The sequence below is a fragment of the Pseudomonas sp. DG56-2 genome (assembly GCF_004803755.1).
In the GTDB taxonomy this organism is placed as follows: Bacteria; Pseudomonadota; Gammaproteobacteria; order Pseudomonadales; family Pseudomonadaceae; genus Aquipseudomonas; species Aquipseudomonas auratipiscis.
In genome coordinates this window covers 4,098,831-4,114,097 of record NZ_CP032311.1, presented here as the reverse complement: position 1 = coordinate 4,114,097, position 15,267 = coordinate 4,098,831, and the positions used below count along the sequence as shown (strand labels likewise).

Sequence of the window (15,267 nt, the reverse complement as noted above, 5' to 3'; positions counted from 1 at the left end):
CCAGGAGGGCCATCATGTACCGTTTTTTCGAGCAATTGAGCGGCAGGATCGCCGCCGTACTAGCCGGTCGTGAACAGCGCGCGGCAAGGGTTTGGCAATGCCGTTGCGGGCAGTCGGTATTTTTTCGCAACAGCCGTTGTCTGGCGTGTCAGGCCGCGTTGGGTTTTTGGCCGCCAGACCATCAGATCAGCAGCCTGTCGGCGGGTGCTGGTGAAGGCCTCTGGCTACTCGATGGTGCGCCTGAGGCGGGCGCTCAGCGCCGGTGCGCCAATCTCGATACCCCGGCGGCCTGCAATTGGCTACTGAGTGCTGATGAGCCGCACAGTTTGTGCCTGGCTTGTCGCTTGACTCAAACGCTTCCTGACCTGTCTATTGCCAACAACCCTGCGCGCTGGTGCAAGCTGGAGATGGCCAAGCGGCGCCTGGTCGCGCAACTGCTGGACCTGGGGCTTACAGTTACGCCGAAAAGCGCCATCCACACACAAGGCTTGGCGTTCGACTTCATTGGCGTCGACCTGGAGGGCAATGCGCCTACCACGGGTCACGCCGATGGGCTGATCACCCTGGATGTGCGTGAGGCCGACGATGACTGGCGCGAGCGGGTGCGGGTGCAGTTGCATGAACCCTATCGAACCTTGCTGGGCCATATGCGCCACGAAGTCGGCCACTACTACTGGGATCGCTTGATTGCCCAATCAGACTGGTTGGAAGATTTTCGCGCCTTGTTCGGTGATGAGCGCCTGAACTACGCCGAGGCGCTTGAGCGTCATTACCAGCAAGGCGCGCCCGCAGATTGGGCGCAAGCCCATGTCAGCGCCTACGCGACCATGCACCCTTGGGAAGACTGGGCGGAAACCTGGGCCCACTACCTGCACATGAGCGATGCTCTCGATACCGCCTTGGCCCTGGGCATGAACGCTAAAAGTCTGGACCTTGACTATCCACCGTTCCAGCATGAAGACCTGTATTGCCCAGACGACCCCAGCGCGGTTTGCTTCCTGGCGTTTCTCAATGCCTGGGTCGAACTCTCGGCGATGCTTAACGAACTGTCACGCAGCATGGGGCAGGCGGATTTTTATCCCTTCGTGTTGAGCAAGCCGGTGGTGGCCAAGCTGCACTTTATCCACATGCGGATTGCTCGCCAGACGCCATGAGCGCGGTGTGAGGGTTGCCTCGCCACCCACGAAAACGAGCCAAGTCATTGAGTGGCGATGGTTTTTTTTGAATTAATGGTTGTATCTTCACTTGATGCCGGTACAATGGCGCGGCTCGTCGCCAGATGAGCTGCGTTATGGTGACCCCATCGGTCCCCCCGCAACGATTACCCGTGAACCTGGTCAGATCCGGAAGGAAGCAGCCACAGCGGGAACATTGTGTGCCGGGGTGTGGCTGGTGGGGTCGCCACCTATCTCTAAATCCTTGGTTCTAAAAGGGTTTCTCGCTCAAAAATCTCGAAGTGGAACAGCGTCTAGGAACACCCGGTCGGGTAGCTCTTGGCTTGCGCATTGGGCGCTTGTTTTTTGGCGTTTACTTTCCTAGCGGTAGGCACAGAGATACCCATGTTGGTATTGCGGTAGTCATGGCGCCAATCCTTTTTGTTGGCCCGAAAGGTTACTTGGAAAAGCTTCAAGCTGATGTAGGGCATTTCTGAAATTTCTAATGAAGCATGTCGGGGCGCCGAACGTGATTATTTCTGTCAGGTGTTAGTGCAGCGTTAAAGTGACATGTTTAAGTCGGCTTTTCCTGTGGTTGTCGCTATGAAAAATATAAGTGTCATCGCTCGCGGAGTCGTTATTTTAGAATGCCAGTCTTTCTAAGAGAAAAAAGTATTAATAGTCCAGCAAGAAGTACGATCGAGGCCCACTTCAAAGTTACTAGCTTTCGCTTTAAAGGGCGCGGAAGGTTTCGCAAGTCTTCGACGCTGACACCACCATGCTTTAGGTAATATCCAGGGAATGTGACAATTCCAGCTATCCATCCTGTCAGTAGAAGCTTTCCCCAAGGCCCGCCATTCCTAAGCGGGATCTGACTAACGACTGCGGGGCAATTTTTTAGATGCGCGAGGATCAAATCCATCTGGGTATAAGCCATATGAAGCGCAGTCCCAAGACAAATGAGTATCCCAGAAAATTCGAGTATTCCTGAAACTAAAAATATCTTATCAGCAACACTCAATGTCATTTGGTAGCCTCGTAAATAACCTCGCTAATTTCTTCCCCAAGTATTCCGCCAATAGCTCCAGAGGCAAACGAGCCAGTCCCAACCACTAGAATCCCTCAAGCCAAAGTGGCTAAACCGCCACTCGGGACACCAAGTGCCACGCATATCGTTGCAGTCGTTGATCCAGTAAGCGCGAAGCCAGCGATTGCACCTCCAGCGACTCCGCCGGCGAAGCTGCCGGACTCAGTGAATTTTACTTTTTTGCAAGCGTCAGTGCTCCGACGGAGGTCCCGAGCCAACCACCGTACTTGAGGTATTTGGCAGCCTTGGCAACCCCTTCCATGTGCGTGGCATATCCGGGGATCTGATCTGGCGCACCGGCCTTCGTCCAGCGGTGTACCAGGCTACGACTGGAGATCCCCAGTGCGCTTTTGAGCTTCGGGTGATCAGGAAGATAGTCTGGATTCCCTGTTCAGGGGTTTTATGGCCTAGCGCGACATCATCAGCAATACGCTTGGCATAATAAGAAACCTCTCGGTTAAACTGCATGCGTGTACTAGCGTTCTTAATATGCCGGGCACTAATGGTGTGGGCTTTCCCAATAAGTTTGTTAGCTGTGCTGTTCACGTCCCAGATATCATAACTATTCGAATTCATCCCTTCGTTCCTTCCTTGATCGAAGTGGAATGGAGTTTTTCCTGAGTGGCGGCGGCTTTTGACGTTGTGTTGGCCGCTGGAATCAATCCTAGCGCCTTACTTACGAACAGCATCGAATGTAAGGTAGTCATGGCACCAATCCTTTTTGTAGGCCCAAAAGACTACTTCAAAAAAGATTAAACTGAATGTAGGGTATTTCTGAAATTTATAATGAAGTATGTCGGGCCGCTGGAAGGCTAATATTTCTGTCAGGTGTTAGTGCGGCGTTGAAGCGACACGCTTATTGAGTTTGAACAAAGCGAGCAGGCGATATGCCCCTAGCCGCCTGTACTTCCCTGGCCACTGATATTGGATTTCAGCTTCGCATTAGGCAACGCGCCTGCGGCGGCCAGCTTCAACAAGCGCTGAAACGTCGGGCAGTTCAAATGATCCTCCTGCGGACAGTGAGCTGCATGGCGCAGGCCTTTGCTCATCGCCTGCAGGCGTCTGGCGTTGGCTTCGAGTTCTTCAGCCTTTTCTACCAACATCTGTCGATCGACGCGCAGATGGATCAGCATGCTGCTCACTTCGTCCAGGGAAAAACCGGACGCCTGCCCCAGTGATATCAACGCCAGGCGCTCGATGACATCGGCGGCGAATTGGCGTCGCTGGCCCGGGGCTGCCAGTGAGGTGATCAGCCCTTTTTTCTCGTAATAACGCAATGTCGAAGCGGGAACTCCGGTGCGTTTGGCGACGTCGGCAATGTCCATGTCTGACCCTTGACTTGAAGTTGACTTCAACTTCTATGCTGCGTGGCAGGTTTCATGACGTCAATAGCGCGAGGGTTTCACATGCCTATCTCCACTTTTGTTATCGCAAGCTTAGTGATCGGTGCCGGGGCCACACTGCTCATCGATCTTTGGGTGATGGTGCTTCGGCGTCTTGGGGTACCTACGCTGAATTTCGCCATGGTTGGGCGTTGGGCGGGGCATCTGTTGCAAGGTAGATTGCGTCATGCCGCCATTGCCAAGGCCCAGCCGGTTCGCGCCGAGCTTATGTGGGGCTGGATCATCCACTACGCCATCGGTGTGCTGTTCGCTGCCTTGTTGCTGGCAGCTTGTGGTAGCGATTGGTTGCAGTCGCCGCTGCTGTGGCCCGCCCTGGTCGTGGGTGTGGGTTCGGTGGTGGCGCCACTGTGCATCATGCAGCCGGCGATGGGGGCAGGGTTCGCTGCCTCGAAAACACCGACGCCATTGCGCAATTGTCTGCGCAGCCTGGTAACGCACACGATATTTGGCCTGGGTTTGTACCTGTCGGGATTGGGGTTTTCTGTGTTTGCGGCGTGAGCTGCGTCAGTTGGCTGGCAGGGGCAAGGTGGGCTGGCTGCCGTAGCGCTGGAAAATCCGCTCGATTTCTCCCGACTGCTTCATTTGCGCCAACGCCCGCAGCAAGGTTTGTGTAGGGACAGACGGGGCGTTGCGTACCATGCACCCCAATTGCTGCTCTTCCAATACCGCCAGCCCCTTCAGGCGCTGCTCTGCGGGGAGTTGTCGGTTGAACCAGTCCAGGCTCAGCTGGCTGCTCACCGCATAGCTGTAGCGCCCGGCCTGGAGCTTTTGCAGCACTTGCAGCTGGTTGCGCGCATCGTCTCGCTCGAAGTGGCCATTATCGAATTGTGGCTGCAGCACAGGATATTTGAAGCCAAGTACGGTGCCGATAGCCTGCCGAGGCATTTGCGCCAGGTTTGTGGGCACCGCTTTTGAGTTCAGGGTAACCAGGAGGTCGCGCTGTTTGAACAGTGGCTGGCTCCAGCTGTAGTTGTTGTGTGCATCGTCGGCCCAGGCCGGCATGACAAAGCAGCGCACGTCTACGCTGCCACGCTCCATGGCCATTGGCAGGCGCAAGCGGGGGATCACCACAAACTCGGGGCGATGTCCGGTGTGCACGGCCAACGCATTCATCATGTCAAACATGATGCCGTCGACCGGTTGGTTGTTCTCGATGTGTACCAACGGCATGGTCCAGCTATCGGCAACGGCAAAGCGCATAGGCGGTAGCTCATCTGCCGTAAGCTGGCCGATGTACAGCATCAACAGGTTTAAAACCCAGCGCATCCACTTCTCCCTGTGTCGCCTCAGCATCCCGGCGAACAAAGCTTATACGTTAGGCCGCATAGCGGATGCAATTTCAGGGCTGCTCCGCTAGGATTAGCGGTCTTTGATCTAGCTATTTGACGGTTTTCGATGAGTTATCAGGTTCTTGCACGTAAATGGCGTCCGCGCTCGTTCCGCGAAATGGTCGGCCAGACCCATGTGCTCAAGGCCTTGATCAACGCGCTGGACAACCAGCGCCTGCACCACGCCTACCTGTTTACCGGTACTCGAGGCGTGGGCAAGACCACGATTGCGCGAATTATCGCCAAGTGCCTGAACTGCGAAACCGGGATCACGTCCACGCCATGTGGCACCTGTTCGGTATGCCGGGAGATCGATGAGGGTCGTTTTGTCGATCTGATCGAAATCGACGCCGCCAGCCGTACCAAGGTCGAGGATACCCGCGAGCTGCTGGATAACGTGCAGTACGCACCGAGCCGTGGTCGCTTCAAGGTCTACCTGATCGACGAAGTGCACATGCTTTCCAGCCACTCGTTCAACGCTTTGCTCAAGACCCTGGAAGAGCCACCGCCTTACGTCAAGTTCATTCTCGCCACCACTGATCCGCAGAAGCTGCCGGCAACCATTCTTTCTCGCTGCCTGCAGTTTTCGCTGAAGAACATGACGCCGGAGCGGGTGGTCGAGCACTTGAGTCATGTGCTGGGCGCCGAAAACGTTCCTTTCGAAGATGATGCGTTGTGGTTGCTGGGCCGTGCGGCTGATGGCTCGATGCGCGATGCCATGAGTCTCACCGATCAGGCTATTGCCTTCGGCGAAGGCAAAGTATTGGCCGCAGATGTGCGGGCCATGCTCGGTACGCTCGATCATGGGCAGGTCTATGGCGTGCTGCAGGCGCTGCTCGAAGGTGATGCGCGTGCTTTGCTTGAAGCCGTGCGTCATCTGGCCGAGCAGGGGCCGGATTGGAGCGGTGTGCTGGCCGAGATGCTCAATGTGCTGCATCGCGTCGCCATTGCCCAGGCGCTACCTGAGGCGGTCGATAACGGCCAGGGCGATCGTGACCGAGTACTGGCCCTGGCGCAGGCGCTGCCCGCCGAAGATGTTCAGTTCTACTATCAAATGGGGCTGATCGGTCGCCGGGACCTGCCATTGGCGCCCGAACCGCGCAGTGGCTTCGAAATGGTCCTGTTGCGCATGTTGGCGTTCCGTCCAGCCGATACCGATGATGCGCCGACTCCGGTGCTAAAGCCGGTGGGGATCAGCCAGGCCACAGCTGATTCGGCAACAGCGGTGGCAGCACCTGGCGTCGTTGCGCCTGCGGTGACGCCTATAGCGGTTGTCGAACCTGCTCCTGTCGTTGCGCAGTCGTTACCGGTTGCCGAGCCTGTACCCGAGCCCGAGCCCGAGCCCGAGCCCGAGCCCGCTGCGGTCGACACCGAGGAAGCGGCGCCTGAGCCGGTGATCGATCTGCCCTGGAACGATGCTGTGCCGGTCGAGCCCGACGCTGCGGCTGAGCCGATAATCGAAACCCCACAGCCGGAGCCCGTACCGGCGCCAGCACAGCCTGCTGCTCGCCAGGATGAGCCGCCTCTCAACGACCACATCGGCTACAGCCCGGCAGGTATGGATCGGGACGACGAGCCGCCGCTGGATGAAGATTACTACGAGCCTGAGATGGATCCGGCAAGTTACAGCTACCTGGACGAGCTGGCCATCGAGCATGTCCATGAGGACACCCCGGCCGTTGCCCCCGAACCGTTGCCGGCAGCCATGCCGGCCACTGGCCTGGCGTTGCAATGGCTGGAATTATTCCCGCAGTTGCCGATTTCCGGGATGACCGGCAGTATCGCCGCCAACTGTACGTTGATCGCCGCCGAAGGCGATGATTGGCTGCTGCACCTGGACCCGGCCCACAGTGCCCTGTTCAACGCTACCCAGCAGCGCCGCTTGAACGACGCCTTGAACCAGCATTTCGGGCGTCCGCTGAAGCTGTCTATCGAATTGATCCGCCCGGAGCAGGAAACCCCCGCTCAGGCGGCGGCGCGCAAGCGTGCAGAGCGCCAGGGAGAAGCCGAGGCGTCGATTGACGCCGATCCGCTCATCCAGCAGATGATCAAGCAGTTTGGTGCAATGGTTCGACACGATACCATTGAACCTGTAGACGCCCCGGTAACCCAGGGCGAATGACCGAATGACACAAGCGGCCCGGGTCGAGCCCGCGCCGCATCCCGTAAGTCTAAATTTGAGGTGATCCCCATGATGAAAGGTGGCATGGCCGGCCTGATGAAGCAGGCTCAGCAAATGCAGGAAAAAATGGCCAAGATGCAGGAAGAACTGGCCAATGCCGAAGTGACCGGCCAATCGGGCGCTGGCCTGGTGAGTGTGGTGATGACCGGTCGTCACGACGTCAAGCGCATCAGCCTGGATGACAGCCTGATGCAAGAAGACAAAGAAGTCCTGGAAGACCTGATCGCTGCCGCCGTCAACGACGCCGTGCGCAAGGTCGAGCAGAACAGCCAGGAAAAAATGGGCGGCATGACTGCTGGCATGCAGTTGCCACCTGGCTTCAAGATGCCATTCTGAGTCGATACTTGTAGTACCTTCGGTGGGAGCGCGACTGTAGGGTCGTTGCTCCCATCGTCGTTTTTCCCGCTTTTTTGAAATTTCAGGCTAACCACCATGAGCTTCAGCCCACTGATTCGCCAATTGATCGATGCCTTGCGCACCTTGCCCGGTGTCGGCCAGAAAACCGCTCAGCGCATGGCTCTGCAATTGCTTGAGCGCGACCGCAGCGGCGGTCTGCGCCTGGCTCAGGCGCTGAGCCAGGCCATGGAAGGGGTTGGCCATTGTCGTCAATGCCGAACCCTGACCGAGCAAGAGCTGTGCCCGCAATGTGCTGATCCGCGCCGTGACGATACGCTGCTGTGCGTGGTTGAGGGGCCGATGGATGTCTATGCGGTAGAGCAGACCGGCTATCGCGGTCGTTACTTTGTGCTCAAGGGGCACTTGTCACCGCTAGATGGCCTGGGGCCCGAGGCCATCGGCATTCCGCAGTTGATGGCGCGAATCGAGCAGCAAAGCGCCTTTACTGAGGTCATCCTGGCCACCAACCCGACGGTGGAAGGCGAGGCGACTGCTCATTACATCGCCCAGTTGCTGGCCGACAAGGGGCTTGTGGCTTCGCGTATTGCCCACGGCGTGCCATTGGGTGGCGAGCTGGAATTGGTGGATGGCGGTACGCTGGCGCATTCATTTGCCGGGCGTAAGCCGATTTCGTTGTGAGCTGCAGTTATTGAATGTGGGTCAAGCCCGCTCCCTCTGCCGGTGGTCCAAGCGATGGGAGCGAGCTTGCCTGACGATGCGCTCTAAAGGATTACCGCTCGCTCAGCGAGAATTCGGTCAGGCAGAAGGTCGGTACGCCGGCAGCGTTCAGGCGCTGGGAGCCTTCCAGTTCGGGCAGGTCAATAATTGCCGCCGCCTCGAACACTTGTGCACCCATGCGGCGTACCAGGTTGGTGGCTGCCAGCAAGGTACCGCCAGTGGCGATCAAGTCGTCGAAAACCAGCACCGAGTCACCTTCGCACAAGCTGTCTGCATGCACTTCCAGGAATGCTTCGCCGTATTCGGTCTGGTAGCCTTCGGCAAGGACATCGGCCGGCAGCTTGCCCTGTTTGCGGAACAGAATCAGTGGCTTGTTCAGTTGGTGGGCAATGATCGAACCGATCAGAAAACCGCGCGCATCCATGGCCCCGATATGGCTGAATTCAGCCTCGACATAACGTTCGATGAAGGCGTCAGCCACATGACGCAGGCCCCGTGGCGACTGGAACAGCGGGGTGATGTCTCGGAAGATTACACCGGCTTTCGGAAAGTCGGGAACCGGGCGGATAAGGGCTTTGAGGTCGAAAGTGTCGCTGTGCATGGGGGCGGGTGTCCTGAGAAACGAATACCCGCCAGTATACCTTTATCCTGCGGGCTCAGCTCTCTATAGCGCCGCCGGCCAGCGCACACAGCTGGATCGGATCAAGAATGTGGATTTCCTTGCCTTCGGCGGCGATCAGGCCGTTTTGCTGGAAACGGGTGAAAACGCGTGAAACCGTTTCCACGGCCAGGCCCAGGTAGTTGCCGATTTCGTTGCGCGACATGCTCAGGCGGAACTGGTTGGCCGAATACCCACGCGCACGGAAGCGTGCGGATAGGTTGACCAGGAACGTCGCGATGCGCTCGTCCGCGGTTTTCTTCGACAACAGCAGCATCATTTGCTGGTCATCGCGAATTTCGCGGCTCATCACCCGCATCAGCTGACGACGCAGTTGTGGTAGTTGCACCGACAGTTCGTCGAGGCGTTCGAAGGGAATTTCACAGACCGAAGTGGTTTCCTGGGCCTGGGCCGACACCGGGTAGGCTTCGGTGTCCATGCCGGACAGGCCGACCAGCTCGCTTGGCAGGTGAAAACCGGTGATTTGTTCTTCACCGCTGTCACTGAGGCTGAAGGTTTTCAGGGCGCCGGAACGCACTGCATAGACCGAAGCGAAATTGTCACCCTGGCGGAACAGAAACTCGCCTTTTTTCAGCGGACGCCCGCGTTTGACGATTTCATCCAGTGCGTCCATATCTTCCATGTTCAATGACAATGGCAGGCATAGAGGCGCCAGGCTGCAATCCTTGCAATGGGCCTGGTTATGAGGGCGCAGTTTGACTGGCTCGGACATTTCTTCATTCCTTGGTGTAAAGCACACATAAGCCGTAAGGGTAACTCAGGGCATGGGGTTTCGGCCAGCCCGCGCCTGGGTAAGGTGGGCTGGTTGAGGTGCGGCTTATCGTCCGACCTCACTCTGAACAATAGTGTGCTTAACAAGTATTACTGTAAACAGTACCCGCATTTGAACCGTCAGATCACCCGGGAAAAACGCTGTTGGTTGTGCATGCCGAGGTAGGCGTCAAACACCATACACACCGAGCGTACGAGCAGGCGCCCGGCCGGACGTACCTCGATGCGCTGGTTGCTGAGGCTGATCAAGCCATCGTTGTGCATGGCTTGCAGCGCGGGCCATTGGTCTTTGAAGTAACCGCGAAAATCGATAGTGAATTGCTGTTCGATGGTTTCGAAGTCCAACTCGAAATGGCAGATCAACTGTTGGATCACTGCGCGGCGCACGCGATCATCGCTCGTGCAGAGCAGCCCACGACTGGTGGCCAGCTGAGCCGTCGACAGTGTGTCCTGATAATTATTCAGGTCGCTGGTGTTCTGGCAGTACAGCTCGCCGATCTGGCTGATGGCAGACACGCCAAGGCCGATCAGGTCGCAGTGACCGTGGGTGGTGTAACCCTGGAAGTTGCGCTGAAGGGTCGATTCTTCCTGGGCGATGGCCAGTTCGTCATCAGGTAGTGCGAAGTGGTCCATGCCGATGTAGCGGTAACCTGCTGCTGTCAGCTGCTCGATGGTGTTGTGCAGCATCTCAAGCTTAGTGGCAGGGCTTGGCAAGTCATTGCTGTCGATGCGCCGCTGGGGCATGAAGCGTTCCGGCAAGTGCGCATAGTTGAACACCGATAGCCTGTCCGGTTGCAATTTGATGATTTCATCGACGGTGCGCGCGAAACCTTCCGGCGTCTGTTTGGGTAGGCCATAGATCAGGTCGATATTGATCGAGCGAAATTGCAGCGTCCGTGCAGCCTCGATGATCGCGCGCGTCTGTTCCAGGCTTTGCAAGCGATTGATGGCGCGCTGTACCGCGGGATCCAGGTCCTGGACGCCAAGGCTGACACGATTGAAGCCCAACTCTCGCAACAGACCCATGGTTGGCCAGTCGGCCTCTCGCGGGTCGATCTCGATGCCATAGTCACCGGAGTCGTCGTCCAGCAGGTTGAAATGCTGGCGCAAGTGAGCCATCAGTTGACGTAATTCAACGTGGCTTAGAAAAGTTGGAGTACCGCCACCAAAATGCAGCTGTTCGACAGTCTGCTTGGGGTCCAGGTGGCAGGCGATCAGCTGGATTTCCTGCTCCAGGCGCTGCAGATAAGGCTGGGCGCGAGCGCGATCCTTGGTGATGACTTTGTTGCAGGCACAGTAGTAGCAAATATTGGCGCAGAATGGCACATGCACATACAGCGACAACGGGCGTACCGCACGGCGGCTGTCTCGCAGAGCGTGCAGCAAATCGAAGGAACCGACTTCGCTGTGCAGTTGCACTGCGGTCGGATACGAGGTGTAGCGTGGACCGGACAGGTCGTAGCGACGGATCAGGTCGGAGTCCCAACGGAGTGCGTCGAGCATGTGGGCAATCCCCAGAATAGGCAGCAATGGGCGAAGTCTAGGGGGTGGTGAATATGCCGTCTTGATTTGCATCAACGGCGTTTTTGTTTGCATCTGGCAGGTGTGTCAGTGGCCCATCAGCCAATGTTGGTGCGGGCCGGGAAGGGTCCAGAGGCCAAACAGAATCACCAGCAAGCCTCCAGCGACACGCACACCACGTTTGCGCAGCAAGGCATTGGTGCGTTCGGCGGCAAGGCCTGTGGCAAGCAACACCGGCCAGGTGCCAAGACCAAAGGCCAGCATCAACAGGGCACTGTTGCCGGCATTGCCCTGACTCGCTGCCCATAGCAGCGTGCTGTAGACCAGGCCGCAGGGCAGCCAGCCCCACAGGGTGCCAAGCAGCAGGGCACGGGGCAGGCTGGAAACGGGTAGCAGGCGATTGGCGATAGGTTGAATATGCCGCCATAGGCCGCGTCCCAGACTTTCAATGCGGGTCAGACCGCTCCACCAGCCTGCCAGATACAAGCCCATGCTGATCAGCAGTAAGGCCGCCACTACGCGCATGGCCACGGCAACCGGACTGTTGGCTACCGCCCAACCGGCCAGCCCGAGCAGCAGACCGGCCAGGGCGTAGCTCAAGATGCGGCCGAGGTTATAGGCCAGTAGCAAGCGAAAGCGGCGGCTGCGCTGTTCCTTGGGAATGGCCAGGGTCAGGGCGCCCATCAAGCCACCGCACATACCCAGGCAGTGTCCGCCACCCAACAGACCGAGAATCAATGCCGAGCTGAGCAACGGGAGCAGATCAAGCACGAGGAGGCGCGCCGTCTTCGGGTTTCTTGCCGTCGGCTTGGTCCATGGCAGCGGTGTGCTGCGGGTCTTGGTCGTCGAACAGAATGCTGTGCGCCGGGCCGTCGAGGTCGTCGTACTGGCCGCTGTCCACTGCCCAGAAGAAGATGAACACAGCAATGGCGACGATCAGCAGCGCGGCCGGAATCATTACATATAACGCGGGCATGGAGGCTCCTGATCAGGCCGTGGCCGGGTGTGAGTCGCGGGCCGCTGCGTCGGCGGCTACGGGATCGCTGATACGGGTAAGGCGCAGCGCGTTGAGTACTACGATCAGCGAGCTGACCGACATGCCCACGGCCGCCCATATCGGTGTGATCCAACCCAGGGCTGCAAAGGGCAACATCAGGCCATTATACAGCGCTGCCCAGAGCAGGTTCTCGATAATGATCCGGCGTGTGCGACGCGCCAGGCTGAAGGCCTGGACCAGCGCGTCGAGGCGGTTGGACAACAGTACTGCGTCGGCGCTGGTCTTGGCCAGGTCGGTGGCCGAGCCCATGGCGATACTGATATCCGCGGCAGCAAGCACTGGCACATCGTTGACGCCGTCGCCGAGCATCAGCACTTTGCGTCCCTGTTGTTGCAGGGATTTGAGCTTTTCCAGCTTGTCATCAGGGCGCAGGCCACCGATGGCCTCGTCGATCTGTAGTTCGGCAGCGACGCTTTGCACCATCGGCGAACTGTCGCCAGACAGCAACAAGGTTTGCCAGCCACGGGCGCGACACGCTGCGAGCAGATCGGCGGCATCGCTGCGCAGGCGGTCATCAAGCACTAGCCAGGCCAACGGGCCTTGGCTGTTGCCGAGGAGCAACCATTGCCCTGGCTCTGCTGGCATCGGCGGAACCGGGGCTGCGCTCAGGGCGCAGACGAACCCGGGTTCGCCGATGCGCAGGCGTTGGCCTTGTACCAACCCTTCGAGCCCCAGGCCAGGCTCGGCCTGCACCTCTTCGGCGGCCACGCTGGCACGGCCGAAGGCGCGAGCAATCGGGTGCTCGGAGCGATTCTCTAGCGCCGCGGCGAGCATCAGGCACTGATCGGCATCGCTGCTGGCCAGCGGGCGAATGGCGCGCAAGGTCAAACGACCTTCGGTAAGGGTGCCGGTCTTGTCGAAGATCACCGTGTCGATCTGGTTCAGGCCTTCAAGCACATGACCGCGGGTTAGCAGGAGGCCGAGCTTGTGCAGCGTGCCGGTAGCGGCGGTCAGTGCAGTCGGGGTGGCCAAGGACAGGGCACAGGGGCAGGTGGCGACCAGCATGGCCAGGACAATCCAGAATGCGCGCGATGGGTCTAGCTCCCACCACAGCAGGCCGATGACGGCAGATGCAACCAGGGAGAACAGCAGGAAGCACTGTGAGGCGCGGTCGGCGATTTCTGCCAGACGCGGCTTTTCCGACTGCGCGCGCTCCAGCAAGCGGACGATGGCGGACAGGCGCGTATCCTGGCCCAGGGCCAGGACTTCGACGGTCAGTGCGCTTTCGACGTTGAGGGTGCCGGCTGTGACAGCGTCGCCCGGTTGGCGGGGCTGCGGCAGATATTCACCGGTCAGCAGCGATTCATCGACACTGGATTGGCCACTGACGATCCGCCCGTCGGCGGGAATCACGTGGCCGGGTTGAATCAGGACACTGTCACCCAGTTGCAGTTCTCGAAGCAGGATTCGTTCGCTCTGGCCCGCTGCGCCCAGACGCAGGCACGAGGCCGGCAGCAGGTTGACCAGTTGCGCCGTGGCCGCGGCGGTACGCTCACGTGCGCGGCGTTCCAAATAGCGACCTGCCAGGAGGAACAGGGCGAACATGCCCACCGCATCGAAGTACAGTTCGCCGCTGCCGGTGATTGCGGTCCAGATACCCGCACCATAGGCAAGGCCGATGGCCAGAGATACCGAGACATCCATGGTCAGGTGGCGCGTGCGCAAGTCGCGGGCGGCGCCTCGGAAGAAGGGCGCGCAGCTATAGAAAACGATTGGAGTGGTAAGGAACAGCGCGACCCAACGCAGGATGGTGTGTAGTTCCGGGCTAAGGTCGATGTTGAATTCAGGCCATGTGGCCATGGTTGCCATCATGGCCTGAAACCATAACAGGCCGGCCACGCCGAGTTGGCGCAAGGCTGTGCGGTTTTCATTGGCCAGTTGTTCAGCTGCGCGGTCGGCCTGATAGGGGTGGGCCGCGTAACCGATGTGGCGCAACTGTGCCAGTAACGTGGACAGCGGCAGTTGGCTGTCGGCCCAGTTCACGTGAAGGCGGTGGTTGGACAGGTTAAGCCGAGCTTCGGCGACCCCAGGCAGGCTGCGCAGGTGCTTTTCGATCAGCCAGCCGCACGCGGCGCAACTTATGCCCTCGATCAGTAAAGTGGTTTCGGCCAGTTCACCGCTGTGGCGAACGAAGGGCTTCTGCACGTCAGCTCGGTCATACAGGGCCAGTTCGTCGACCAGTTGCTGGGGCAGCGCTTCGGGGTTGGCGCTGGCTTCACTGCGGTGCTGGTAATAGCTCTCCAGATTGCCAGCGACAATGGCTTCGGCCACGGCCTGGCAGCCGGGGCAGCAAAATTCGCGGACCTGGCCGAGTACCACGGCGGTGAAGTGGCTGCCGGCGGGAACGGGCAGGGCGCAGTGGTAGCACGGCGTGGGGCTGGTCATGGCAATCTATCGCAAGGTCTTGGGTGACTCTGATCGCGGGGCTGTTGGGGCGGGCGTGCGCCGCGATCAGGGACGACTTATTTTTCGAGGTGTTCAGCCCCTTGCAGTGCTTCGTCGCCCAACTGCAGGGTTTTGTCGTGGCCGACCTGTTCTTCTTCGAACAGACGCCATACATGTTCATCCTGGCTGCCGAGCAGTTCGACGAAACGACGACCTTCTACTTTGTCGTTGAGTTGGCCAATGTAGCGTCCGGCTTCGCTTTCGCTTTGAGTCAGGACAATTTTCCGGTCCTTTTCCGGCTGGGTGGGCGAGATCAGATTCAGCTCAAGGGTTTTCGGCAGGCTGTCGCCAGTGAGGCGCAAATCGACTTCGCCGGTCAACTCATCAAGGTGCACGCTCGCCTTGAGGTTCAGGGTCTGGGCCAGCAGTTCGCGGTCCAGCGCGCGGTTGATGCCTTTGCCTGCCTCGTAGTAGTTGTCGTTGACCAGGTTGTCCGGGTTGTTCACCGCGATCGTCACCATGGTCAGGCTGAGGGTCACCGAGGTGGCCAGCACCCCGATGATGATCCACGGCCATAGATGCTTGTACCAAGGGCTTGCGGCGGTAGCAGAAGGCATAAAGGCAGT

At 58.9% G+C, this 15,267-nt stretch carries 15 protein-coding genes, 1 other RNA gene and 1 pseudogene; 6 read left to right on the top strand and 11 right to left on the bottom strand.

Annotation, left to right across the window (positions count from 1 at the left end; genetic code table 11):
* The first annotated feature begins 14 nt into the window (after positions 1–14).
* Positions 15–1,154: a putative zinc-binding metallopeptidase gene (locus D3Z90_RS18805; RefSeq protein WP_136477440.1), complete on the top strand. Its 1,140-nt coding sequence runs from the start codon at positions 15–17 to the stop codon at positions 1,152–1,154.
* Positions 1,155–1,301: 147 nt separating this feature from the next.
* An RNA gene (ffs, locus tag D3Z90_RS18800) (signal recognition particle sRNA small type) lies at positions 1,302–1,398 on the top strand.
* Between the two features lie 779 nt (positions 1,399–2,177).
* On the opposite strand, the pseudogene D3Z90_RS27410 reads toward ffs, so the two are convergent.
* The 3 genes and pseudogenes from D3Z90_RS27410 to D3Z90_RS18785 all read right to left on the bottom strand — a co-directional run.
* Positions 2,178–2,611, bottom strand: a pseudogene (locus tag D3Z90_RS27410) (hypothetical protein); the annotation flags it as partial.
* Between the two features lie 202 nt (positions 2,612–2,813).
* The gene (locus D3Z90_RS27145) at positions 2,814–2,948 is read right to left on the bottom strand and encodes a hypothetical protein (RefSeq protein WP_256658256.1); all 135 of its coding nucleotides are present in this window, start codon (positions 2,946–2,948) and stop codon (positions 2,814–2,816) included.
* Positions 2,949–3,134: 186 nt separating this feature from the next.
* Entirely contained in the window at positions 3,135–3,566 is a 432-nt protein-coding gene (locus tag D3Z90_RS18785; protein ID WP_136477438.1) for a helix-turn-helix domain-containing protein, read from the bottom strand.
* 81 nt (positions 3,567–3,647) lie between these two features.
* Between D3Z90_RS18785 and D3Z90_RS18780 the strand changes: the two genes are divergently transcribed.
* A complete protein-coding gene (locus D3Z90_RS18780) occupies positions 3,648–4,142 on the top strand; it encodes a DUF2938 domain-containing protein (RefSeq protein ID WP_136477437.1) in 495 nt (164 codons plus the stop codon).
* 6 nt (positions 4,143–4,148) lie between these two features.
* Here D3Z90_RS18780 and D3Z90_RS18775 read toward each other — a convergent pair whose 3' ends face one another.
* The gene (locus D3Z90_RS18775; RefSeq protein ID WP_136477436.1) at positions 4,149–4,910 is read right to left on the bottom strand and encodes an ABC transporter substrate-binding protein; all 762 of its coding nucleotides are present in this window, start codon (positions 4,908–4,910) and stop codon (positions 4,149–4,151) included.
* Between the two features lie 129 nt (positions 4,911–5,039).
* Between D3Z90_RS18775 and dnaX the strand changes: the two genes are divergently transcribed.
* From dnaX to recR, 3 genes are all read left to right on the top strand, one after another.
* On the top strand, positions 5,040–7,094 hold the full coding sequence (gene dnaX, locus D3Z90_RS18770; RefSeq protein WP_136477435.1) for a DNA polymerase III subunit gamma/tau: 2,055 nt from the start codon (positions 5,040–5,042) through the stop codon (positions 7,092–7,094).
* Positions 7,095–7,163: 69 nt separating this feature from the next.
* Positions 7,164–7,490 carry a YbaB/EbfC family nucleoid-associated protein gene (locus D3Z90_RS18765; RefSeq protein WP_028945400.1) on the top strand — a complete coding sequence of 109 codons (327 nt, stop codon included), beginning with the start codon at positions 7,164–7,166 and terminating at the stop codon, positions 7,488–7,490.
* Positions 7,491–7,586: 96 nt separating this feature from the next.
* Complete coding sequence (gene recR / locus D3Z90_RS18760) at positions 7,587–8,189, top strand: recombination mediator RecR (protein ID WP_136477434.1); 603 nt, start codon at positions 7,587–7,589, stop codon at positions 8,187–8,189.
* A 91-nt stretch (positions 8,190–8,280) separates the two neighbouring features.
* On the opposite strand, the gene D3Z90_RS18755 is transcribed toward recR, so the two are convergent.
* The 7 genes from D3Z90_RS18755 to D3Z90_RS18725 form a co-directional block, all read right to left on the bottom strand.
* Positions 8,281–8,829: an adenine phosphoribosyltransferase gene (locus D3Z90_RS18755; RefSeq protein WP_136477433.1), complete on the bottom strand. Its 549-nt coding sequence runs from the start codon at positions 8,827–8,829 to the stop codon at positions 8,281–8,283.
* 55 nt (positions 8,830–8,884) lie between these two features.
* On the bottom strand, positions 8,885–9,619 hold the full coding sequence (fnrA, locus tag D3Z90_RS18750; RefSeq protein WP_136477432.1) for a Crp/Fnr family transcriptional regulator FnrA: 735 nt from the start codon (positions 9,617–9,619) through the stop codon (positions 8,885–8,887).
* 179 nt (positions 9,620–9,798) lie between these two features.
* Positions 9,799–11,181 carry an oxygen-independent coproporphyrinogen III oxidase gene (gene hemN, locus D3Z90_RS18745; RefSeq protein ID WP_136477431.1) on the bottom strand — a complete coding sequence of 461 codons (1,383 nt, stop codon included), beginning with the start codon at positions 11,179–11,181 and terminating at the stop codon, positions 9,799–9,801.
* Positions 11,182–11,286: 105 nt separating this feature from the next.
* A complete protein-coding gene (locus D3Z90_RS18740) occupies positions 11,287–11,970 on the bottom strand; it encodes a sulfite exporter TauE/SafE family protein (protein WP_136477430.1) in 684 nt (227 codons plus the stop codon).
* Positions 11,963–12,175 carry a cbb3-type cytochrome oxidase assembly protein CcoS gene (gene ccoS, locus D3Z90_RS18735; RefSeq protein WP_136477429.1) on the bottom strand — a complete coding sequence of 71 codons (213 nt, stop codon included), beginning with the start codon at positions 12,173–12,175 and terminating at the stop codon, positions 11,963–11,965. Before ccoS ends, D3Z90_RS18740 begins: the two co-directional genes overlap by 8 nt.
* A gap of 12 nt (positions 12,176–12,187) precedes the next feature.
* Complete coding sequence (locus D3Z90_RS18730; RefSeq protein ID WP_136477428.1) at positions 12,188–14,641, bottom strand: heavy metal translocating P-type ATPase; 2,454 nt, start codon at positions 14,639–14,641, stop codon at positions 12,188–12,190.
* A gap of 77 nt (positions 14,642–14,718) precedes the next feature.
* Positions 14,719–15,258 carry a FixH family protein gene (locus D3Z90_RS18725; protein WP_136477427.1) on the bottom strand — a complete coding sequence of 180 codons (540 nt, stop codon included), beginning with the start codon at positions 15,256–15,258 and terminating at the stop codon, positions 14,719–14,721.
* Between the last annotated feature and the right edge of the window lie 9 nt (positions 15,259–15,267).